Consider the following 23,082-nt stretch of genomic DNA (forward strand, 5'->3'; position numbering starts at 1 on the left):
AGTATTGCTTATTTCAATACAATAATAATTACAGTTGTGTAGCCAGGACAATAGTTCTGACTACACTTTTTTTTTTACCCTCACATTATAATTTATTATTAGCTGTAAATTATAATGCGAAGTATCTATGTTTTGGATAACAAATATGCTTAGTTGTATGTTCTATTAAACTTGCTCTTTTTTAATAATTCGCTTGTATCCAGTGTAAGGGTTAAGTTGCATGATTTTAAATTTGATCAATTTTTCTTTTACCAAAGGAAGTTCGTCTAAAATCTCTTTGGCGTGTTCCAAACTTTTGCATTCCATTATCAATACAGCATTATTGTCTTCATTAAAATAGATTTCACGCAAGTACTCCGACATATATAATTCGTGAACATGGCGAGCTTCTTGCTCTAAAATGTAACTTTTATTACTCCAGTCAACATCTTTTAATTCTTTTTCAATAGCTAATATCTTCATAATAAATATCTTAAGTATTTTTTATTTTTTTGTAAGTAGTTGGATTGAACTACCAGTTTTATTCCTATTTGTGTCCTAAACGATTAAGGAAACTTTGATGCTAATGTATTAAAATAAATTTCAATGAAAAAAGGAAAATTCTCACTTTTATTCGATTTTAAAATAACTCATTCAATTCATCGTATAGGTACACTTTACTGGCATCTGGAAGGTTGCCAATTGCCAGTTTCCCTCGCAGAGGTCGAACGGTATGAGATATAAGTTTTTTGCTTGAAGGGTGAACCTTATTTTGAATGTACTTTTTAGCGTTTAAATTATCAATTGGCAGCAACCATTCATCCGCCTTTTCATCGCTTAAGATAAGTGGCATTCGAGCCTCCGAAAGTTTTGGGTTATTATGAATTTTTGAAAGTAACAGATTTGCTTTGCAGGTAACAATGCAAAAAGTACGTTGTGTTTTTTCAGTTTCCTGATCAAACCAATCGCTGCATAAACCCGCAATTGTCATTGGGTTTCCATCTTTTTGCTGAATGTAGTAAGGAAAAGTTTTTTTCGCACGATGATGATGTTCATAAAATCCATTGACTGTAATTAAGCAATGTTTGTGTATAGCGGCATACCGAAATGATGCCTTGTCGAAGATGCTTTCTCCACGGGCATTAATTGTTTTTCGGCGTAATTTATTCGCTTGTTCCCGGTTTTTTGTCCATTCTCGAATTAATCCCCAAGTGGCAGGAGAGGGAAGCGTTGGTGTTTCATTGGTGTAAATTAACAAACTTGGGTGTTCAAAACCGGAAACGTGATACCATTGCGCAAGGTAAGGCTCTAATGTCGTTTCCAAGTCGCGAATCACTTCTTTTTGATTCATGCGACGTGCCCTTTTTAGTTGAGCTTCTAATTTGGTTTGTATGTCGTAACACATCTGTCCATTGTTTGAATAATCCAAATCTATTCTTAAATATAAGATTTTATTCTTCTAAATTCCAGAGGTAACTTTTACTATTTATTACAAATGGTATTACCGAATTTATATTTCTAGACTAGAAAATCGGATTGTTTTTAAGGACATTATTTATTTTGTATATTTGGGCGCAACCATTCGTAAATCCTCAAAATCATATTTTAAGAAGAACAATAAAAATATCTAATGATTCAATTACGAGTAAAAATTTTGGCCTTTAAAGAGGCTGAAGCAAAATACATTGAACTAGGCAAGAAAAGACTTGCAAGTATGCTTCCGGAATTTGTAAATCAATTCAAATTCGTTGAGGAGAATGCAAATGTTTTATTTGTTCTGAGTGGTGGGAGCGAGTATGCTACCACTCAAATGGTGGAAAAAGGTAAGTTTTATCTGATTTTATCAAACGAGTTAGATAATTCGAATGCAGCAGCTCTAGAAATTAAGGCATGGATGAATCGGGAAGGTGTTTCGTCGGTATTACTTTCGAATAATGAGGAAATGAAGGCTTATCTGTCCTCCTACCTAGAAGTTGCCGAAGCAATAGAATCATTAAAGGGAAAGCAGTTGGGTTTGATTGGAAATGTTTCCGATTGGCTGATTGCATCGAGTGTAGAGAAAAATTTGTTATTGAATAAATTGGGCATTCATCTGAAACAAATAGATTGGAAAAGTTTGTGCTCTTTCGAAAATGCAGAGGTGAATACCGAGTTCTTAAGCAAGTTTGAATATGCTGATGAACAAGAGAAGCTGAATGCTTCAAAAATTTATAACATTTTAAAAGATTGTATTGATAATGAGAAATTGGATGCTTTAACGGTAGAGTGTTTTCCATTAGTTCGTCAAAAATCGGTTACGGCTTGTTTGGCTTTATCTCTTTTCAACGATCAACAAATTCCGGCAGGCTGCGAAGGCGATTTGGCAAGTATTGTGGGGATGATGTTTGCTAAAGAAATTTCGGGTTCTATTCCTTGGATGGCAAACGTAGCTAAAATTTCCGAAGCAGCAACTTTATTTGCTCACTGTACTATTGGAACCAACTTATTATCAAATTATGAGGTAACTACGCATTTCGAAACTGGCTTAGGAACAGCTATTCAAGGAATGTATCGTTATAACGACATAACCGTTTTCCGCTTCAATAGTGATCTAAATAAGGCTTTTATTACAACGGGTGAGGTTTTAGATCGTCCGAGATATGCAACCGCTTGTCGTACGCAAATTGAGGTGAAATTGCCTAAGAATGCTATTGTTAACTTAAAGAAAAATCCATTAGGAAATCACCATCTAATTTTACAAGGAAATCAGACTGAAAAGTTACAATTAGCTTGTGGCTTGTTAGGAATTGAAGTGATATAAATGCCTACAGATAAAAAGGAGCATCACAATGTGATACTCCTTTTTTCTGAAATAGCCTGTTTTTTATTTGATAGTAGTAGTTTCTTTTTTAGTGATGATCGCTTAAAAGTTTAGTAACCTTTTCTTTAATGTTGACCAAGTCGGTAATGTCTTCTAATATTAAAATAATATATTTTTCCTTCTTGTATACAAACATTCGAGTGGAGAATTGTAAATGTTTATCAATTTTTTCTCCTTCAAAATTAAAGAATGGTTTTGTGACTTTTGAATTGAATATTGCTTCGTTATTCGCATAAGATTTAAGAACCGAAATTCTTAATTCACAGGTTCTGCACATGCTCGTATTTCCGCATAACTTTTGTTCTTCAATTTGATACGCACAACCAATTACTTCACCACATTTTCGATACAATAAATTTTCCCCTTTCTTGTTGGAAAAAATACTTAGTAAGGGATCGTTATATGCTCTTAGCATAAGATCTTTGTCCAGTAACATAATGCACGAGCTGATGTTATTTAGAATTAAATTCAGAAATTCACTTGATTCACTCAGTACACTAAATCGTTCATTTGTATGTGTTAAATCTGTATCCATTGTTATTTCTTTTTTTGTCACAGAAATATCTTGTTTGATAGTAAATTCTAATGATTTTATCTAAAGTACAAAAGTTTATGATAACAGCAAAATGTAATTGTCGAATACTAGTCATTGTGATTTATTTCACATAAGTGTTTTGGAGAGAAAAAGCTGTTTCAATAATTAAGAAGACTTTTTCGATATTTTCGCGTTATTGTTATGTATATAATTTGCCATTTTATTATGGCGGATAGCTTAATATCAGTGGTTTATCGACTTAGTAGGTGTATTTTTGTTCGTTTACTATTTGCATCTTAATTATAAATGGGTGAATGTTTGTTGAATACTTCTAGAGTTTAAAACTGTAATAAATAAAGGGAGGTAGTTCCAATGAAAATCCATAGTAAGATACCCATTATGAAAGCATTACTGCCAGTTTCTTTAATTTCAGAAACAGAAATACTGGAACCTATAAAAAGTAAAGCGATGATCATGCCTTTTTTGCCTAACCAATTTAAATATGTAAATCCTTCGTGCCATTGCGGAAGTAGGTGGGCAATTACAATTGCCAAAACAAAGACACCAATAAACCAAGGTATTTTTATTTTACCTGATTCAGCATTTTTTGTAAAAAGTGCAAATACAATAGAAACAGGAATAATCCAGAGTGCTCGCGTTAATTTAACAGTTGTGGCAATTTCTAAAGCTTTTTCGCCATATGCAGCCGAGGCTCCAACTACCGAACTGGTATCATGAATAGCAATTGCCGACCAAAAGCCAAATGTTTCCTGGCTCATTGCAAAAAAGTGACCAATAATAGGAAATAGTAGTAGCGCAAGAGAATTAAGGACAAAAACAACAGCCATTGCAAATAAAACCTGCTTGTTTTTTGCATTAATTACAGGTGCAACTGCGGCAATTGCACTACCACCACAAATGGCTGTTCCTGCAGCAATTAATATGGCTGTCCCTTTTTCTACCTTTAAAAGCTTACCCAAAAGTAATCCAATGCTAATGGTTGCGATTACCGACATTGCTGTAAATCCAAAACCAGATTTTGAGGCTTCTACCACCATGGATAAATTCATGCCGAAACCCATTAATACGATTGAGGCTTGCAAAACCGAAGAGGTGTGTTTGGTATAGGTTGTGGTTTTAATTCCAAACATAGAAAAGAAGAGTCCGGTTAGCAATGCAATGGCTGGTGAAAAACCCGGCACAAAGCAAAGTGCAATGCCGATAAGGAATAGGGAACTGGCTTTCGTAGATTGTAGTTTCATTTGTTTTGTTCTTTATTTTACCTCACAAAAGTACAAATGAATTATAGTTATTAGAAATTGTAAAATGTTATATGTAATAACTAAAAGTTATAGTGTAAAAAAGAAAGGAATGTTGAAATACTTTTTAAATTTTGGAGCTTAATACATTAGTTTCTGTATTTATAGATGAGTTAAGTGACTCTAATATAGGGAGTAAGTCTTTTCAGATAATTTATTTTTACTAATGCCTCTTAATATGCAACTTGGATTTAAACACCTTAGTTTTCAAATCCCCATCAGGTTTTGTCCTTTTTACCGCTCTTAAATTGAGATGGAAATACTTAGTATTGTTTGTTTAGTTAAAACCATTTGAATTGTTTTAAGTAGGTTCTAAATACTTTGCATTCCCAGTAGTTGTAAGGTTGATAAAATGCTTGTAAAATGCGAATGGATAAAATGTAAATTATACAAAGTATGAAGAAGTTTGAATTGTGGTTAGTGTTTTTTTTTATTGTTTTTAATGCTTTTACACAAGATTGGATAGATATAGCTGTGCCTGCGAGTCCTGAAAATGGGAAAGCATGGGAGTTACAGTTGGATGTATCGGATGATTTTAATTATCAGTTTGATGCAGCTTCGGTTCAAACTACTTTTGGAGATAAATGGACTAATTTTTATCACAATAGTTGGAATGGACCAGGAACTACTTATTGGCAATACGATCATGTAAGTGTGAATGGCAGTGAATTAGTAATTAAGGCATCAAGAAATTCAAGTACTTCTAAAATGGGTGTTCCCGGTGTAAATGCGGGATGTGTAACTTCCAGTAATAGAGTTAAATATCCGGTTTTTATTGAGTCGAAAGTTAGTGTTGCAGATATTGTTTTAGCTTCAGATTTTTGGTTGCTTAGTCCCGATGATACGCAGGAAATTGATATTATTGAATGTTATGGTGGTGCTGATCAGGGAAATGAATATTTTTCAAAATTCATTCATTTAAGTCATCATTCGTTTGTTCGGGATCCATTTCAAGATTATCAACCAAGAGATAAAAGTACTTGGTGGGAAAAAGCAGGTGTAACAAGTTGGGGGGAATACTGTTGGAACAAGGGAGATAGAAAATATGTGCGTGTTGGGGTGAATTGGATTAGTCCTGTACATTTCGAATACTATATTGATGGAGAATTAGTGCGTGTTTTATACGATAAGGCTTTTGCTTCCAAAATAGGCAACTTATGGTATTATACTTATCCAAGCATGACCAATGGGGAGCTAGATATGGAAAATGGATATCAGAAGGCAAATGCCTACTCATCGGATTCTGAATATTCCTTTGAAACATTAAAGAAAGCCAGTGATGTATCAAATACAAGTGCAATCGATCCATATAATTTTCAAGGAGGAGAGGGTTTCACAAAAGAGCTGGATATTATCATTAATATAGAATCTCAGGATTGGCATGTATCAGCAGGAAGAACGCCGAGTGATGCCGATTTAAATAATCCTGCAAAAAACTCCATGAAGGTGGATTGGGTTCGTGTTTATAAACCTGTAGAAATACCTACTGCTATTTACGATATGAAAAGTCAGGATATTAAGGTTTATCCTAATCCAACAAAAGGCGATTTTACACTTACTTTTCCTACTACTTTTAAGGATCAAAAAATGGAATTGTATAATTTACTAGGGCAGAAGTTAATGTCTGATAATGTGAGTGGAACAAGTCATACGGTGCAATTAAAAGATGTTCCGAAAGGAATGTATTTGTTGGTAATGGAAAAGGATGGAGTAAAATTTCAAGAGAAGATATTAGTTAATTAGTTGTTGTTGTTGTTGTTGTTGTTGTTGTTGTTGTTGTTGTTGTTGTTGTTGTTGTTGTTGTTGTTGTTGTTGTATTACGTTTTTTCAAGTATTTCCTGCTTGAAAAAACGTTTTTTTATCCAAATTTATACTGGCTCAAAAAGTCTATGAATAATTTGGCCGTTTGTATCTCTGGTCCCTGGCGAAGTGCTAATCTGAATGTTCTCTGAATAGTTAAATTTTTCACATTTAGTTTACAAAGACTTTTCAGCTGTAGTTCTTTTTCAATAGATTTTTCTGATATCAGTGCAATACCATCAAAATCACAAAGAAAATTTTTAATTGCCTCGGTACTACCTAAATGAATAAGTATATTTAATTTCTCGAAATTAATATTTTGTTTGGCAAGTGTTTTCTGAATAACCTGTAATGTTCCGGAACCTTTTTCTCGTAAAACTAATGGAATTTCCTGTATGTCGCTTATTTTAATGGTTTTGCGTTTTGCATAAACACTTTGCATTCCCGTAACGGCAACAATTTCATCCTCTAAAAAATCCATGTATTTAATGTTGGAATTGGAAGTTTCATTTTCTACTAAAGCCAAATCAATTTCATTGTCGAGCAGTTTTTCTTCCATTTCAAAGGAGTTTCCATTAAATAAATCTAATTTTATTTTTGGATATCGTTTATGAAAAGAAGCGATAACCGAAGGAATAAGATATTGAGAAATGGTAGAGCTGGCACCAATTCGTAACGAACCAATAAAGGCTTCATTTAGCTTACCCAATTCATATTCTAAATCGCGATACTGTTGTTTTATTTTTTTAAGGCTGCCATAAACCAATTTGCCAGATTTTGTTAAATATACCTTATTCCCTTTTCGTTCGAATAAGGCGGTATTTAATTTGCTTTCCAGCTCTTTAATGTGTTTTGTTACTGCAGGTTGACTAATGAATAGTTCTTCGGCAGCTTTCGAGAAATTGAGGTTTTCCGCTACAGCAATAAATACTTCGTCCCGATAATCCATACTTTAACGATTTAGTTTCATTTGCAGCCATTTCCATGGAAATAGCATGGATACATTTTTTTGGTAATTTTGGTATCCTTCACCATATTCTAAAACTAGTTTTTTTTCTTCTAAATAGCAGCCAATAACTAAATAGATACTTAAAATTATATTTATAATAAGTGTATTAACATTCCAATTTCTAGCCCATATTAGTAAGAAAGTTGCTGTATACCAGGGATGTCGTATAATGCCAAGAATACCAGTAGTACTAATCTTTCCATCGTTCGACATGCCTTTGCGATGTTCTTTTTGTTTTATCTGGCGAAAGCCTAAAAATGACTTTATATCGTAAGCGAGAGAGCCAGCAAAAAACAGGAAAAAGCAGACTAGCAGAAGTATAATATGTAGTATTTGGAAATATCCCGACCAGTTGAAAATAACCGCACTTTTTAAGGAGTACGAATACCATAATAGGGCTAAAAAAGTAATCAAGGAAAATAGATTGTAGAGAAGTCGGTAGGCTTTAAAATGTTTGCCTAGTTTGGGTTTTATATAGTGAATAAATTGATTGGAAATAAAACTGCTGTGAAAAAAACACCAGAGTACAAAAAATAGAAAGAGTAGAAGTTGTTGTATTGAAATCATGAGGTAAAAGTAAGAAATAGATTGAAGTAAAATCTATTTCCTACCTTCTGAGTGATGATATTGTTTTCTATTTACTCTATTCAACGGAAATATTGTACACTCCATTAATGATAACCTTAGCTAGATTTTGTGGGTCTAAAATTTCTGAGAAACCTTTTGATTCGCTGCCAATTTTTATTTTTTCCTTACGGAGATAATAGTTTTGCTCATCGTTTTTAGCAAGAACGAAAACGTAATGGTCGGTGCCCGATTTAATAATTGCTTGGCTAGGAAGAGCTTCTGCATTTTTCTCATTAGTAGTAATTTCGGCTTCAATAAAGGAGCCGTTGAATAGTTTACCTTTCGTGTTATCGTCAATTTTAGCAAGACAAAGAATAGATTTAGTTTGCGGGTCAATTCCTTTTCCAATAGCACTTAAATGTGCCGTAAAAGCTTCATTTGAATTGTTTTGTGTTTTAAATTGTAATTTTTGTCCGATTTTTAGTTGATGAATATCCTTTTCAAATACCGAAATTTGAATTTGTAATTGATTGGGGTCAACAATTTCGAATAGGGATTTTTGCTGTTCGGTAAATTGGCCAAGCATTAAATTGTACTTGGTTATGTAGCCACTTATTGGCGATGTGATAGCGAGAGAAGAATAAAATTGACCTTCTTTAATTTTGTTTGAATCGAGTTTTAATACTTGCAATTTTAATTTTAAACTTTCGAATTTTGCTTTTGTAGCTTTATAGATGCTTTCGGAAGAAATAAGATCTTTTTCGGCACCAATTTTTTCACTGTATAAAGCTTTGTTTCTTTCATAATCGGCTGTTAATCCATGCAATAATGCTGCGGTTTCGGAAAAATCTTGCTGAAGTGCAATGAAATCATTCGACTCAATTTCACACAAAACTTGGCCTTTTTTCACATAGTCGCCTGCTGTAACCTGAATGCTTTTCACAATTCCTGAAATAGGAGTACTGCTATTTGCAATTCCATTTGGTGGTGCGCTTACGTAGCCGTTGCAGGCAATTATATCAGCAAAAGAGTGCAGACTAAGTGTACCAATTTCCATTTCATTAGCGAGAAATTGTTTTTGAGAAATTTGAATAAATTGTTCCCCATCATTGATAGCAGGATTGGTGGAAGCCGTTTTTTGTTTGCAGGCAAAAAGGCTAATGCTTATGAATATATAGGCGAGAATGCTGTGTTTTTTCATGATGTTAAATTTATTTACTTAAATAGTTAGCCTCAAGAGCAAGATAATTGTATTGAGATAGATTGTCAAGATAGTTTAAGCTTAGTCCTAGTGCATTTTCGATACTTACTACAAATTGGAAGAAGTTCATTTCTCCCATCTGATAGGATTTTTCAGACATTCGAATAATTTCCGAACTTAATTGCTTGCCAGAGTCTTCGTAGTTTTGAAGCGATTCCTCATATTTCATCAATTCGATTCGTAATTCTTCTTGTTTTGCTTTCCGATGAATTAAAAAATCGGATCGCATATTTTGAGTGATGTCCAAGGTAATTTTATTTGCTTTAATTCGTGCTTTTTGCTCTCCGAAAAATAGTGGTATTGCTAAACCAATTTGAAAACCTTCGTAGGTTTGAGATGCTGCATAATTATTGCTTCCTCTGAAATATCCTAGGGATATATCAGGAAGGAGTTTGTTTCTCTCTAAACCAAGCAACGCATACTGTTGTTCGCATTGCAACTTCATTATTTGCAGGTCGGAACCCGATTCAATAGGAATGTTTTCGAGTGGAATTCTTTTTAATTCTTGCATAGGAACCATGTAGGTACTATCCTGTTGTATAATCGCATTCAATTTTTGATTTGCAATTTTTAAATTATGATTTATTTTCAACAGGTCTATTTCTACTTGTTGTTGTTTTGCTTTGGCATTAAGCAAATCAATTTGACTAATGTCTCCTTTTTCAAATCGAAGATTTGCATTCTTTTTGAAATTGGCATACAATGAATCTATTTTAAGAAATATATTCTTTTTGTTTTCTAAGTATAGAATATGGTAATATGCTTGAGAAACTTCCTTTGCTACCATTTGTTTTTTCTGATAATAACTGGTTTCTGCAATGGATATATTTCTTTTATTCACCTTTAGTTGTGAGGTGTAAACACTCGGAAAACTAAAGCTTTGTTCTACTCCAAAAATTTGTAGCGGATGCCCGTTTTCTGCAATATTATTTTGATCGTACTCATAGTATATCAATGTTTTATCAATAGAAAATGCAGTTGCTTTTAAGGCTTCGCTTTGTTTTACCGAAAGTGCAAAAGCCTGTAGTTGCTTGTTGTTATTCATGGCCATTTGAATCGCATCTTCAAGATAAACTTCTTTTGTTTGTCCGGTTGCTGTAAGCGATAAAAAGGCAATTAGAATTCCGGTAATTGCCGATTTAGATCGGATAAAACGAAGTGGTCTGAATTGGATTCCGGTAACATTATAAAAAATCTCGAAAAGTAAAGGTAAGGCGATCATGGTAAGCATGGTGGAGGTAATAAGACCTCCGATTACCACAGTAGCTAATGGACGTTGTACTTCGGCTCCGGCTCCTGTTGAGAGAGCCATTGGTAAAAATCCCATAGCTGCAGCGGCTGCGGTAAGCATCACTGGTCGAAGTCGATCTTTTGTTCCTGTGAGGATTAATTCTCGCATACTGGTGGTTCCTTTCTCCTGTAAATCTTTTAAATGTTCTATCAGCACAATACCATTTAAAACAGCGATTCCGAAAAGGGCAATAAACCCAATTCCTGCCGATACGCTAAATGGCATTCCTCTAATCCAGAGAAAAAGAACGCCTCCAACCGTAGATAAAGGTACTGCGGTAAATATCATAATAGCATCCTTGAACGAACCAAATGCAAAGTGTAAGAATACAAAAATGAGCAGTAAGGCTAGGGGAACTGCAAAAAGTAAGCGTTTGCTTGCATTCTGTAAATTTTCGAACTGTCCGCCATATACAATATAGTTCCCTGGTTCTAGTTTAATTGTGCCATCAATTCTGCTTTGTATGTCTTTTACTACCGATTGTAAATCGCGATTTCTCACATTTACACTTACCGACATCATTCGATGTGTGTTTTCGCGTGATATTTTTGCAGGACCTTCAGAAAAGGAAATATCGGCCAGTTCGCTCATTGGAATTTGACTTCCATTTGGTAATGGAATCATTAATTGTTGTATGTTTTCGATATCTATCCGATGCTCTTTCTGGAGTCGTACTACCAAATCGAATCGTTTTTCTCCCTCGAAAACACTTCCGCTTGATTCTCCTCCAAAAGCCATTGCTAAATAGGAATTTAGGGTGTGCATATCTAATCCGTAATGAGCAATTTTATTTCGTTTGTAAACTACGCTCATTTGCGGTAAGCCTTCTGTTTTTTCAATAATGATGTCGGCAGCTCCTGGAACATCTTCAATTAACCTTTTTACTTCGTTGGCTTTACTATTTAAGTAAGTCAAGTCTTCGCCAAATATCTTAATCGCAATATCCGCACGAACACCAGTAATTAACTCATTAAAACGCATTTCTATTGGCTGAGTAAATTCATATTCAATACCTGGAATTATCGAAAGAGCGTCTTTAAACAAGTCGGCAAGTTCTTCTTTGTTTTTAGCCACTTTCCATTCATTTCTAGGGTTTAATTTAATAATCATATCTATTTCTTCCATCGACATAGGGTCTGTTGGAACTTCTGCCGCACCAATTCGACAAACAATTTGGTCTACTTCCGAAAAACTATCGATGAGGATGTTTTCCATTTGTGTACATATTTCAACTGTTTTGGATAGAGAGGTTCCTGTTTTTAAAACTGGCTGAATAACAAAATCACCTTCGTCGAGGGTAGGAACAAATTCACCACCCATTCTAGAGAACAGAACACCTGTGAAAATAAGAGCTGCAAAAGAGGCTCCTAAAACAATTTTTTTGTGACCACAAGACCATTTCATAACCGGAGTATACGAGCGGTAGGTTAGGTTCATAATTTTATCAGACAAATTCCATTTGCCTTTCTTTTCGGGTTTTAAGAAAAGAGCAGAAGCAACAGGAAGCCACGTAAAACCAAGTATCATAGCTCCAATAATCGCAAAACTAAACGATAGAGCCATTGGTCTAAACATTTTACCTTCTACACCTTGTAGGGAAAGAATAGGGATAAAAACAATTAGAATAATGATTTGTCCAAAAATGGCAGAACTCATCATTTTAGAAGCTCCGCTAAAAGTGATTTTATCAATTAGAGTCTTCTTATCTTCTTTGTTTGACTGGTTAAATTCATCCGACTGCGCACTGATACGAATGGCTATGTATTCAACAATAATTACTGCTCCATCTATTATAATTCCAAAGTCGAGAGCGCCCAAACTCATTAAGTTGGCATCAATACCAAAAACATACATCATCGAAAGGGTGAAGAGTAGGGCAAGCGGAATCATAGAGGCAATCACCAAAGCCGATCTGATATTCCCTAGTAGAAGAACTACTATCAGCATTACTATTAAACAACCTAAAAGTAAATTTTCTACAACAGTAGTGGTGGTTTTTCCAATTAATTCACTTCGTTCTAGTATTGGGTTAATGAAAACGCCTTCGGGCAAATTTTTCTGTATTTCGGCAACCCTTTCTTTTACTTCATTAATTACTAGTTTCGAATTTGCATTCTTTAACATCATAATTTGACCCAGCACTTTTTCTCCTTGGCCGTTTGCAGTAATAGCGCCAAAACGATTGGCATATCCAAAATGAACGGTGGCAATATCTTTTATAACAATTGGAATATCTTGATTGCTTTTAATAACAATGTTTTCAATATCCTGAATGCTTTTTACTTGTCCGTCGCCACGGATAAAATACGATTGATTTGTTTTTTCGATGTATGCACCACCAGAAATACTGTTGTTGTTTTGCAAGGCTTCATAAACTTCCATGATGTTTAAGTTCATGTATTGCAATCGGGTTGGATCGATAGCTACTTCGTATTGTTTTAAAAATCCGCCCCAGCTGTTAACTTCAACTACTCCAGGAATTCCTGAAAGCTGTCTTTTTACGATCCAATCTTGTGTGGTTCGTAAATCCATTGCAGAATATCGATTTTCATATCCTGGTTTTACATCCAAAATATATTGGTAGATTTCTCCTAAACCCGTAGTGATTGGGCCCATTTCTGGAGAACCAAAACCTTCTGGTATGTTAGCTGATGCTGATTTAATTTTTTCAGCAATTAATTGTCGGGGAAGGTAAGTTCCAATTTCATCGTTAAATACAATGGTAACTACTGATAATCCAAATTTTGAAATGGATCTGATTTCCTCTACTCCAGGAAGATTTGCCATCTCTAATTCTACCGGTGCAGTAATAAATTGCTCTATTTCTTGTGTGGAAAGGTTTCCCGAAGTGGTAATTACCTGAACTTGGTTATTCGTAATGTCGGGTACGGCTCCAATTGGGATTTTTAATATTGCATACGAACCAAAAAGAGCAATGGATAGGGTAAATAGAATAATGATTAGCTTGTTGCGAATGCTGAAATTGATGATTTTTTCTAACATATGTGTGGGCTTAGAGATAGAAATTATTAGGCTGTTCGATAAAAAAATACTTCGTTATTGATTCACCATTTTGGACTTGAGGATTTTAGCTGTTTTGGCGAACAAGCTCACTTAAAAGCGAGCTTGTTAAAGATAATATATTTCGGGAAATAGTTTGCGGGGAGAACCAGACTTTATCGTTTAGTAATCGAATGTGAGTATGCGTCCTTTCGTGAAACTAAAGAATTTGTCTTTTTCGGCTAATTGAATTCCATCCATTAGGTCGTTTGGTTCGTATCCTGCTACTTTCAGACAAGTAGGACAGGCATAAATACCTACTTTTTTATCGATTAATTGCTTAAGGTAAGCTTGGTAAGATTCAAATTCCGAAAATCCCATGTCTTTTGCTCCTTTTACAAGTAGTTCTGTTGCATGAATATCCATATATACAAGAACATCCTTGTCTTCGGACATAAGTACCGCCATTTTAAGAGGCATTAATACCCGATGAGGATCGTTGTAACCTTCCGTAATGTGAATGAAAACACCATCTTTAATAATTTCGGTTGGTAACATTGCTTTGCTTTCTGTATTCTCTTTTTGAGTTGAATTCATGTTGCATGAAATCATCATTAGAAATAAAAAAAATAATGGAGTAAGCTTTTTCATGACTATAGTTGTTTTAGTATAAAGTAGGAATGATTATTTTGGAGTGTACTGATTAACCGTAATATAATGAGCTTTTAGAAATCGTGCCAACTGTTACTTCTAAAAGATTGCAAGGAGTGAATAAATTCACATTTGTAGGAGGAATGGAGTATGAATATAGTCTGTTTTTGGAGCGGTTTACTTACAATTTTGCCTTTGGTAATATCTTTTTCTTTTTTTAGTATCTTAAAAGCATGCGAAACTGTTAAAAAATGACTAATTGCAGCTCATTCTGCGATCTTAATTTTTATGCAATACAAAAACTAGTACTTTAGTGGATTATTATAAATGTAGCCAAAAATCGAATCATGAAGCTGGATCAATTGAAATTAAATGTTGATGATATACCATTTAAAAAATCGTTAAGTTTTCTTCCTTTAATTAATAAGTTGAAGCAAGAACAAAAAGAGGGAGTTGAGATTGATTTGTATTCAAAGATTATTTTGGATTTAGTAGAGAAGAATCCGGAATTAGCGAAAACCGATTTTAATATAAAAGACGTTGAAAAGTACGAAAAGGAGATTCATACAATGATGTCTTATATCTTTACTCCGGCTCAGTATAAAAAAGATATTGGCGTTGTTGCAAGTCCTTTCGATGATAAGAATTTCTATTTTACTCCTAATTACTTGGAGATTTATAATAATGAGAATATCGAAATTGAATTTGTTGAACAAAGAAAGCAGGATAGCTGTTATATGACTTTTACGAAGTTGATATATGCTTACTTAATGATTTTGCCTAAATTCTACAATTTTCAATTGGATATGGATTATCTGTTTTTGTACCGCATGACAGATAAATTAAATGGTTTGGTGAAATATTACAAATTGGAATTTAATGAGTCTTGCATTGAGCTTTCGCATAAAGGTGCATTGCCAATAGTATCTGAAGATCAAATTCGGGAAATGATAAACGATCCGATGAATATGGATTTTTGGTTACAGACTCTTCCTTTAGATAATTTCACATTTTCTGGTTTTATGTCGTTTAGATATGTTGATGTTACTCAAATTGAGGTAATTTCTTCTTTAAAATCTCAATTGCTAGAAAAGTCATCTATTATTAATAGGAATAATTTTAGCGCACTAGAACAAAATATTCGTTCCTTATTAGCATTGCCAAATTTAAATTTGGGTGTAATTTCTATGGGTGTTAGTCAGGGACATGTTGATAATCCATCCAATTTTTGGCATGGCTTTATTGATTCAAAAAAATACCAGTGCGACGCATATCGTGGAACGATTTACGAGGAGGCGGCATTAGTGGGTTCTTCGGTGTTGGTTGGTGATCTTTCGAAAAGAGAAAGTTTGCAGCCTGTGGAGCAAGAGTTGCTAAATCAAGGCATTAAGAATATAAGTATTACTCCACTTCATTACGATGGTGAGTTGGTGGGAATGTTGGAGTTAGGTTCTACCAAGGCTTTCGATATCAACTTTACTAAGCTTCGGGTGATAAAAGATATTATTCCAATATTCTCCATTGCCGTTCAACGAACAAGTGAGGAACTAAAAAATAGAATTGAGGCAACCATAAAGGAAGAGTGTACAGCAATACATCCTAGTGTAGAGTGGCGTTTTCAGGAAGCTGCAGGTAGATTGCTGGAAAATAAAGAGTCGGATGAGTTGGCAAAAATGGAAGAAATTGTATTTAAAGAGGTGCATCCTTTGTATGGTGCTATCGACGTGCGACATTCTTCGGTGATTCGTAATCAAACAATCCAGGATGATTTAGTGGAGCAGTTGCTGTTGGCTCGGATGGTGTTGAAAGAAGCCTTTTCGGATCGAAAAATGCCTATTTACGATCAATTAATTTATAAGATCGATTTTTTTATCGAGGGAATCCAAAAGGGACTGTCTTCGGGCGATGAAATAAATGTTCTTAGTTTTATTCGAAATGATGTAGAATCTCTTTTTCCACATTTTAATGAAAAAGGCCCTGCCTTAACAGCTGCAATAGCCGAATACGATAAAAATATAGATCCTGAATTAAATATTGTTTACAAACGAAGAAAAGATTTTGAGGATAGTTTGGGGATGATTAACGATTGTGTAACTTCTTACCTTGAAAAAGAGGAGGAAAAAGCACAGAAAATGTTTCCCCACTATTTTGAGAAATATCGGACCGATGGAGTAGAGCATAATATTTACATAGGACAAAGTATTGCTGCGAATAAAACATTTGATCGAATTTATCTAAAAAATCTGCGTTTGTGGCAATTAATTGTAAGTGTAGAACTGGCAAGGAAAACAAATGCTTTAAGAAGTTCGTTGCCGATTGATCTGGAAACCACGGGTTTAATTTTAGTACATAGCCAACCTTTGGCCATTCGATTCAGACAAGATGAGAAAAAATTTGATGTGGATGGGGCGTACAATATTCGTTACGAGATTGTAAAGAAAAGAATCGATAAGGCAGTAATAAAAGGAACCAGCGAACGATTAACTCAACCCGGAAAATTAGCGGTAATATTTAGTCAGGAGGCCGAAATGGCAGAGTACCAAAGATATTTGGAATATTTAATTGCAAAAGGTTATTTTGAGGACAATATTGAACATGTAGTACTGGAGGATTTACAAGGAGTGTACGGTTTACGGGCAATTCGAGTGCAAATTAAAGATGGAAAAGTTCGAGAAGAAGTGCTGGAAGTTGCCAAAAAATTAAAATTGAACGAATAATTTAGTTCGCCTATTGGGCTCTAGAAAAAAATATTATTTATGTGCTTAAAATCATTATTCCTTTGTTTGGTATTCTCTTCCATTAGTTTTTTAAATTATGCTCAGCCGGTTGCCGATAGTCTTTCTCATCAGCAACGTCCTAAAATTGGACTTGTTTTAAGTGGAGGCGGGGCGAAAGGTTTTGCGCACGTTGGAGTTCTTAAAGTTATTGATGAATTGGGGATTCCAATTGATTATATTGCAGGAACTAGTATGGGGAGTATCATTGGGGGATTTTATGCAATTGGATATTCTGCTGTTGATATTGAAAAAATTATTCTGGATCAAAATTGGGAAGATCTATTGTCCGATCATGTCTCCCGAGAATTTGTTCCTATCTATGAGAAAAAAGATTTTGAAAGGTATATTCTTTCTTTCCCTATTAAGCCAAAGGGGATTGAATTGCCCAGAGGTATTGTTGGCGGTCAAAATGTAATCAATTTATTTGAGCGGTTAACCATAAATTATCACAACCAAACGGATTTTAAAAAGTTGCCAATTCCATTTTTGTGTATTGCTACCGATTTAGAAACAGGTGAAGCTGTAGTTTTGGATAAAGGCTACCTGCCACAGGCCATGAGGGCAAGTATGGCAATTCCTACCTTTTTTGCACCAATTGAAATTGATGGCAAATTACTGGCCGATGGTGGAATGATTAATAACTTCCCGGTAAAAGAATTAATTAATATGGGCGCTGATATTGTTATTGGTGTTGATGTTCAGGCTGGAGCAAAATCTAAAAAGGAACTAAAGTCTCTTTTAGATATTATTAATCAAACAGCTTCTTTAATGGCGCTGAATAATTTCAAAGATAATTTGAAATATTGCGACATTTATATCAAACCAAAAATAGATGAATATACGGTGGGTAGTTTTCAGGATGCCGATTCGTTAATTCGTAGAGGGGAAGTTGTTGCGGAATCATTTATACCAACTTTATTGGAGTTAAAGGATAAATATAAACTCGAAAAATCAGTTGTTAAAGCCTATGTTCCACCTTGCGATTCAACAACATTTTTTCTGAAAGATATTGAGGTAGAGGGATTAAATGAGGTGAGTTATTCGTTATTGGCAGGAAAGTTAAATTTAGCAACGAATTCGAGGTTTAGTTTAACGCAGTTACAGGATGGAATTAAACGGGTTTATGGCAGTCGTTATTTCGATCATGTCGATTTTAAGATGAGAGGAGAAGAAGAAAAGTCACTTTTAGTAAATGTTACGGAACGAACTACAAAGCGATTTAATGTTGGTCTTCACTACGATAGTGATAATAATGCTGCGGTAATACTAAATACAACATTTCGCAATAAATTAAGAAGTGGATCGCGTTTGTCTTTCGATTTAAAATTATCCGAAAACCCTAGATTTAAAACAACTTATACCATTGATAATGGCTTAAAGCCAGGATTGAATGTAGAAGCTGAATTCAATGATTCTGAAGTTTATGTTTTTGAAAATGGTAAGAAACTTGCTAGTTACGACTTTAATTATTTAAAATTTGATGTAAATACCCATTCAATTTTTAAAGAATCCTATTTGTTTGGCTTAGGAGGAAAAATAGAATATTATAATATTAATTCTGAGTTTTCAATTCCAGATATATTGGATGCAAGAGATGATGACTACTTTTTCAGCTATTATGCATTCCTTAATTTAGATTCTCATGACAAAGCTTATTATCCTAAAACAGGAATGAGTCTTTATGGTGAATATAAGCTAGTTACGAATAATGGGATAAGTGTAGATGGTATGGAAAGACCGGCTTCTGTTGCTTATGTTAAGTTTCAAAAGGCAATAAGTGTGAGTCCAACATTTACCATATATCCAAAATTTTACGGAAGAGTTGTGTGGGGGAAAAATATTCCTAATTTTTATATGTCGTATACTGGTGGTGTTGATCAAACAGATTACTTTGATATTCAAATACCATTTGTAGGTTTGGAACGAATGGAGGTTGCATCTACAAACTCTTTTGTTTTTCGTGCCGATTTTCAATATGAATTATTTCGGAATAATTATTTAATTCTGAAAGCTAATGCCGGAAAGTTGAATGATGATGTTGATGAAGCGTTAAGGCATGGGGAGTGGATAAAAGGAGTAGGACTAACCTATTCCTATAATAGTATAATTGGACCAATAGAGTTTACATTAATGTATTCTGATAGAAAATCAGGAATTTCAAACTATGTTAATTTAGGTTTTTGGTTTTAACTGAATAATTAAGCTTGCTCTCAGAGTTATTTAGTTTCAGTGATGACTCAAAATCGAATCAGTAATTATGATTTTATGAATAAATACATTTTCTTTTTAAATCTTCTTTTTTGTAGCTCTATAGCTAGCGTTTTTGGTCAAGATACACTGAATAGCTTAAAGTACGATTGGAATCCTGGAATTGAAGGAACAGGCCCGGTTCGTGGATTAGAAGTGTCCTGTCATGTAAATACAAATTACAAGGTAAATTCAAATTCGGATTTATATGGAAAAGGAAAAGGTGAAATTGATAATAATCGTGTTTTCGAAACAAAATTGCGCTTTCCCATATTTTTAAATCAAAAGTTGAAAATTGCTGGTAGTTTTGATTATAGTGATGAAGAATTTCATTTTGATGATATATCTGATAATAATTACCCCTTATATAAAAGCCTGAATGAAAAGAATCTAAAGAGTATTGGGGGGAGTATTTATCTCATGACTCAGTTAAAAAGAAATATGTTCTTCCTATTTCGATTTAATGCAAAGTTAAAAGGCGATTACTGGAAAGAGCATATTGGTGATGTGAATAAGTATACTTTTTTGAAAATGGAGATGTCGCCAGTAATTGGCTGGAAAGTGAATTCAAAAAAATCATGGGGTATTGGTATGGCTTACTCCTATACGTTTGGCGATCCGTTACTGTTTCCCATTTTTGTGTACAATCATTCTTTTGCCGATAAATGGGGAGTTGAGGCATTTTTGCCTGCAAGAATTAAATTGAGATATCAAGCTTCAAAACTTTGTTTTATTAATGCCAAAGCCCGACTGCAAGGTGGTAGTTATAGCATCCATTTCGACGATCCAGAATTAAATGATTTTAAAACACTTGAGTTAAGAAGAGCAGATGTGAATTTTTCAGTAGAAATAGAAAAGGGAATAACAGATTGGTTATGGGCTTCCTTTGAATCTGGCTACCGTACCAATATTAATTTCGATGTTACTAACAAGAATCATGCATTCAGTTTATCGGGGAGCGAATTAATCAACAAAAATAGTATTATTGATTCTTCGGTAAAAGGGGGAGTCTTCTATAATATATCGGTGTTTCTGGTACCCTCAAAAACAATTTTGAAAAAAATAGGATTAAAATAAGCTATTTAAAAAAAAGAAAGGGCAATATTTCATTCATTCGCTATCGCATGAGTGAAATATTGCCTTTTTTTAATTAGTCAATTTCATTCGAAAATATCGAAGGAGCAATATCTCTTAAATTGTATCTCGAAGCCATGGCTTCTCCATATGCTCCTGTACTGCGAATAGCAATTATATCGTTTCTTTTTGTAGCTGGTAAAAGAACCGATTTTCCAAAGCAATCGGATGATTCGCAGATTGGTCCAACCACATCATAATTTTCTTTTTCAGCGGTAGAACTTAAATTTTCTATTTTATGATAAGCCTGATATAGCGCCGGGCGTAGCAGTTCAGTCATACCAGCATCTAATATCGCAAACTTGGTTTTCACCCCATTTTTAACGTATAGAACTTTTGAAATTAAGCTGCCACACTGAGCTACCATCGATCTACCTAGTTCGAAATGAAGTTGTTGATTAGGATCTAATTCCAGGAATTCATCGAAAATGCTAAAAAATGTAACAAAATCAGGTATTGGATTTTGATCTGGATGCTTGTAATCTACGCCATAACCGCCACCAACATTAATATGATCAACAAAAATTTGGCGATCGGCAAACCACTGCTTAATTTCATTTATTCGAAGGCATAAGCCTTTAAATACACTCAAATCGGTAATTTGAGATCCAATATGAAAGTGTAATCCAATTAGTTCGATATTTTTGAAAGAAGCGAGGCCTTCCAGAACATGATCAAACTCCCAACGACTAATTCCAAATTTATTTTCCTCAACTCCCGTGGTGATGTAATGATGCGTATTCGCATTTACATTTGGATTGATACGAATTGCAATTTTCGCAGTTTTATTACTCTTTTTTGCAAGCTCGTTAATTAATTCCATTTCTGGAATCGATTCGCAATTGAAACAGAAAATTTCGGAATCTAATGCGGTTTGAATTTCCTGATCGGATTTTCCTACTCCTGCATATACAATCTTATTCGACGGATATCCTGATTCCAAAGATCGTTTAATTTCATTTCCACTAACGCAATCGGCACCAAATCCGTACGACTGAATTTTAGTCATTATTTTCGGATTGGCATTTGCTTTTACTGCATAGTGAACATGATATCCATATTTGGAGGATTCCTTTTTAACAATCTCCAAAGTATTTTGAAGAATCTCCATATCGTAATAGTAGAATGGAGTAGGTATATTTGAGAATTCGTTGATTCTTGGGCTGTTAAACATGATAAAAAAAAATTGTGGAAACAAGAATTAAAATAAATGACTACTTAATGCCCTTAGGGCTGTTACTTTATCTTTTTGATCTACCAATACGGAAATGTTGTGCTTACTTCCTCCGTAGGAAATCATTCGTAATGGGGTAGTTTCTAGTGCTTCCAGTACTTTTTTAGCACTACCAGCCGATTCGGAAATAAAATCACCAACAATACATATTATCGATTGATTTTCATCGATCTCTACAACACCAAATTTTACTAATTCCGATTCAATCTCAGCAAGGTGAGTAGCATCGTCAATGGTAAGAGAAATGGCTACTTCCGAAGTGGTAATCATATCGATAGGCGTTTTGTAGATCTCAAAAATTTCAAAAACCTTACGAAGAAAACCGTAAGCCAAAAGCATTCGTCCCGATTTAATTTTTACGGCTGTAATTCCATCTTTTGCTGCAATGGCTTTAATACCTTTGCCAAGCATGTCATCGGTAATTAGTGTTCCTTCATCCGAAGGACTAAGTGTATTTTTTAAGCGAACAGGAATATGAAATTGCTTGCAAGGCATTATGCTCGAAGGGTGCATAATTTTTGCTCCAAAATAGGCTAACTCTGCCGCTTCGTCAAATGATAATTGTTTTAGAGTTTGAGTATTCTCAACAAAACGAGGATCGTTATTATGAAATCCATCAATGTCGGTCCAAATTTGAACTTCGTCCGATTGCAAGGCTGCACCAATTAAGGAAGCTGAATAATCACTTCCTCCGCGTTTTAAATTGTCAACTTCACCATAAGCATTTCTACATATAAATCCTTGAGTGATAAATAGTTTTTGGTTTGGATGTTGAGAAATTTCTCGCTCCAGATTTTCTTTAATATAGTAAGAGTCTGGTTCCCCATCTTTATCAATTCGCATGAAATTAAGTGCAGGAAGAAATACAGATTCAACACCAATTTCAGTCAAATAATAATGAAAAAATGCTGTTGAGATTAATTCACCTTGTGCAAGAATTGCTTTTTCCTGTAATGTGGTAAAACTTCGGTACACAAAATTGCGAATGTAATTAAAATGAGATGTGATTAACTCATTGCCTTTACTTTTTCCATTTTCACTTGTAAATAATTCGTTAATTCGTTCCCTATATTTTGTTTCTAATTCCGTGATTTTCTCATCGGCTTGTCCCATTTCTTTCTTGTACAAAAGATCGGTAATCTCAACAAGAGAATTTGTTGTTCCGGCCATGGCCGATAGAACTATGATTCTGGATTCATCACTTTGAACTAGTTGTGCAAGATTTCTAATTCTTTCAGGCGATCCAACTGATGTACCACCAAATTTTAAAACTTTCATTGATTAATTATTTTAGTTTTGCCATTTCGACCCGAAATGGAAGTTTTTAAAGCAAATGGAACTCCCTATTTGCTTGTGGTTTATTTTCTTTTTCAAAAAAAGCCTGCAGAATTTCTGCAGGCTTATATCTTATTTATAGC

At 34.3% G+C, this 23,082-nt stretch carries 16 protein-coding genes; 5 read left to right on the forward strand and 11 right to left on the reverse strand.

The window, feature by feature from the left end:
- Positions 1–165 precede the first annotated feature (165 nt).
- Both BZG02_RS14655 and BZG02_RS14660 read right to left on the reverse strand, forming a co-directional pair.
- Positions 166–462, reverse strand: coding sequence for a superoxide dismutase (locus tag BZG02_RS14655; protein ID WP_101262193.1), 297 nt, complete (start codon positions 460–462; stop codon positions 166–168).
- Between the two features lie 157 nt (positions 463–619).
- Entirely contained in the window at positions 620–1,384 is a 765-nt protein-coding gene (locus tag BZG02_RS14660; RefSeq protein ID WP_101262194.1) for an SOS response-associated peptidase, read from the reverse strand.
- A 225-nt stretch (positions 1,385–1,609) separates the two neighbouring features.
- On the opposite strand from BZG02_RS14660, the gene BZG02_RS14665 reads away from it, so the two are divergent.
- Positions 1,610–2,779: a hypothetical protein gene (locus BZG02_RS14665; RefSeq protein ID WP_101262195.1), complete on the forward strand. Its 1,170-nt coding sequence runs from the start codon at positions 1,610–1,612 to the stop codon at positions 2,777–2,779.
- 88 nt (positions 2,780–2,867) lie between these two features.
- On the opposite strand, the gene BZG02_RS14670 is transcribed toward BZG02_RS14665, so the two are convergent.
- Together BZG02_RS14670 and BZG02_RS14675 are read right to left on the reverse strand one after the other, a co-directional pair.
- On the reverse strand, positions 2,868–3,374 hold the full coding sequence (locus tag BZG02_RS14670) for a nitrogen regulation protein NR(II) (protein WP_143470485.1): 507 nt from the start codon (positions 3,372–3,374) through the stop codon (positions 2,868–2,870).
- Between the two features lie 338 nt (positions 3,375–3,712).
- On the reverse strand, positions 3,713–4,636 hold the full coding sequence (locus tag BZG02_RS14675) for a YeiH family protein (protein WP_101262197.1): 924 nt from the start codon (positions 4,634–4,636) through the stop codon (positions 3,713–3,715).
- A gap of 453 nt (positions 4,637–5,089) precedes the next feature.
- On the opposite strand from BZG02_RS14675, the gene BZG02_RS20855 reads away from it, so the two are divergent.
- The gene (locus tag BZG02_RS20855) at positions 5,090–6,436 is read left to right on the forward strand and encodes a T9SS type A sorting domain-containing protein (RefSeq protein WP_180335738.1); all 1,347 of its coding nucleotides are present in this window, start codon (positions 5,090–5,092) and stop codon (positions 6,434–6,436) included.
- Positions 6,437–6,551: 115 nt separating this feature from the next.
- On the opposite strand, the gene BZG02_RS14685 is transcribed toward BZG02_RS20855, so the two are convergent.
- The 5 genes from BZG02_RS14685 to BZG02_RS14705 form a co-directional block, all read right to left on the reverse strand.
- The gene (locus BZG02_RS14685) at positions 6,552–7,442 is read right to left on the reverse strand and encodes a LysR family transcriptional regulator (RefSeq protein ID WP_101262198.1); all 891 of its coding nucleotides are present in this window, start codon (positions 7,440–7,442) and stop codon (positions 6,552–6,554) included.
- A gap of 3 nt (positions 7,443–7,445) precedes the next feature.
- On the reverse strand, positions 7,446–8,069 hold the full coding sequence (locus tag BZG02_RS21365; protein WP_101262199.1) for a methyltransferase family protein: 624 nt from the start codon (positions 8,067–8,069) through the stop codon (positions 7,446–7,448).
- A gap of 76 nt (positions 8,070–8,145) precedes the next feature.
- Positions 8,146–9,270, reverse strand: a complete 1,125-nt coding sequence (locus BZG02_RS14695; RefSeq protein WP_101262200.1) for an efflux RND transporter periplasmic adaptor subunit — start codon at positions 9,268–9,270, stop codon at positions 8,146–8,148.
- Positions 9,271–9,280: 10 nt separating this feature from the next.
- Positions 9,281–13,624 (reverse strand): CusA/CzcA family heavy metal efflux RND transporter, encoded by a 4,344-nt coding sequence (locus tag BZG02_RS14700; protein WP_101262201.1) that lies wholly within the window; start codon positions 13,622–13,624, stop codon positions 9,281–9,283.
- A 180-nt stretch (positions 13,625–13,804) separates the two neighbouring features.
- Positions 13,805–14,272: a DsrE family protein gene (locus BZG02_RS14705; protein WP_143470486.1), complete on the reverse strand. Its 468-nt coding sequence runs from the start codon at positions 14,270–14,272 to the stop codon at positions 13,805–13,807.
- 347 nt (positions 14,273–14,619) lie between these two features.
- Here BZG02_RS14705 and BZG02_RS14710 point away from each other — a divergent pair, with 347 nt between their 5' ends.
- The 3 genes from BZG02_RS14710 (at position 14,620) to BZG02_RS14720 (ending at position 20,373) form a co-directional block, all read left to right on the forward strand.
- The gene (locus BZG02_RS14710; RefSeq protein WP_101262202.1) at positions 14,620–16,989 is read left to right on the forward strand and encodes a GAF domain-containing protein; all 2,370 of its coding nucleotides are present in this window, start codon (positions 14,620–14,622) and stop codon (positions 16,987–16,989) included.
- A 39-nt stretch (positions 16,990–17,028) separates the two neighbouring features.
- Positions 17,029–19,239: a patatin-like phospholipase family protein gene (locus BZG02_RS14715; RefSeq protein ID WP_101262203.1), complete on the forward strand. Its 2,211-nt coding sequence runs from the start codon at positions 17,029–17,031 to the stop codon at positions 19,237–19,239.
- 75 nt (positions 19,240–19,314) lie between these two features.
- Complete coding sequence (locus tag BZG02_RS14720) at positions 19,315–20,373, forward strand: DUF6268 family outer membrane beta-barrel protein (RefSeq protein ID WP_101262204.1); 1,059 nt, start codon at positions 19,315–19,317, stop codon at positions 20,371–20,373.
- 73 nt (positions 20,374–20,446) lie between these two features.
- Here BZG02_RS14720 and lysA read toward each other — a convergent pair whose 3' ends face one another.
- Both lysA and BZG02_RS14730 read right to left on the reverse strand, forming a co-directional pair.
- On the reverse strand, positions 20,447–21,604 hold the full coding sequence (lysA, locus tag BZG02_RS14725) for a diaminopimelate decarboxylase (RefSeq protein ID WP_101262205.1): 1,158 nt from the start codon (positions 21,602–21,604) through the stop codon (positions 20,447–20,449).
- Between the two features lie 27 nt (positions 21,605–21,631).
- Positions 21,632–22,942: an aspartate kinase gene (locus BZG02_RS14730; RefSeq protein WP_101262206.1), complete on the reverse strand. Its 1,311-nt coding sequence runs from the start codon at positions 22,940–22,942 to the stop codon at positions 21,632–21,634.
- Positions 22,943–23,082: the final 140 nt, after the last annotated feature.

Origin of the sequence: Labilibaculum filiforme (assembly GCF_002843315.1) — a bacterium.
Classification (GTDB): Bacteria; Bacteroidota; Bacteroidia; order Bacteroidales; family Marinifilaceae; genus Labilibaculum; species Labilibaculum filiforme.

Coding starts and splice junctions, on each gene's coding strand:
- BZG02_RS14655 (WP_101262193.1), bottom strand. CDS start 462: ATGAAGATATTAGCTATTGAAAAAGAATTAAAAGATGTTGACTGGAGT.
- BZG02_RS14660 (WP_101262194.1), bottom strand. CDS start 1,384: ATGTGTTACGACATACAAACCAAATTAGAAGCTCAACTAAAAAGGGCA.
- BZG02_RS14665 (WP_101262195.1), top strand. CDS start 1,610: ATGATTCAATTACGAGTAAAAATTTTGGCCTTTAAAGAGGCTGAAGCA.
- BZG02_RS14670 (WP_143470485.1), bottom strand. CDS start 3,374: ATGGATACAGATTTAACACATACAAATGAACGATTTAGTGTACTGAGT.
- BZG02_RS14675 (WP_101262197.1), bottom strand. CDS start 4,636: ATGAAACTACAATCTACGAAAGCCAGTTCCCTATTCCTTATCGGCATT.
- BZG02_RS20855 (WP_180335738.1), top strand. CDS start 5,090: ATGAAGAAGTTTGAATTGTGGTTAGTGTTTTTTTTTATTGTTTTTAAT.
- BZG02_RS14685 (WP_101262198.1), bottom strand. CDS start 7,442: ATGGATTATCGGGACGAAGTATTTATTGCTGTAGCGGAAAACCTCAAT.
- BZG02_RS21365 (WP_101262199.1), bottom strand. CDS start 8,069: ATGATTTCAATACAACAACTTCTACTCTTTCTATTTTTTGTACTCTGG.
- BZG02_RS14695 (WP_101262200.1), bottom strand. CDS start 9,270: ATGAAAAAACACAGCATTCTCGCCTATATATTCATAAGCATTAGCCTT.
- BZG02_RS14700 (WP_101262201.1), bottom strand. CDS start 13,624: ATGTTAGAAAAAATCATCAATTTCAGCATTCGCAACAAGCTAATCATT.
- BZG02_RS14705 (WP_143470486.1), bottom strand. CDS start 14,272: ATGAAAAAGCTTACTCCATTATTTTTTTTATTTCTAATGATGATTTCA.
- BZG02_RS14710 (WP_101262202.1), top strand. CDS start 14,620: ATGAAGCTGGATCAATTGAAATTAAATGTTGATGATATACCATTTAAA.
- BZG02_RS14715 (WP_101262203.1), top strand. CDS start 17,029: ATGTGCTTAAAATCATTATTCCTTTGTTTGGTATTCTCTTCCATTAGT.
- BZG02_RS14720 (WP_101262204.1), top strand. CDS start 19,315: ATGAATAAATACATTTTCTTTTTAAATCTTCTTTTTTGTAGCTCTATA.
- lysA (WP_101262205.1), bottom strand. CDS start 21,604: ATGTTTAACAGCCCAAGAATCAACGAATTCTCAAATATACCTACTCCA.
- BZG02_RS14730 (WP_101262206.1), bottom strand. CDS start 22,942: ATGAAAGTTTTAAAATTTGGTGGTACATCAGTTGGATCGCCTGAAAGA.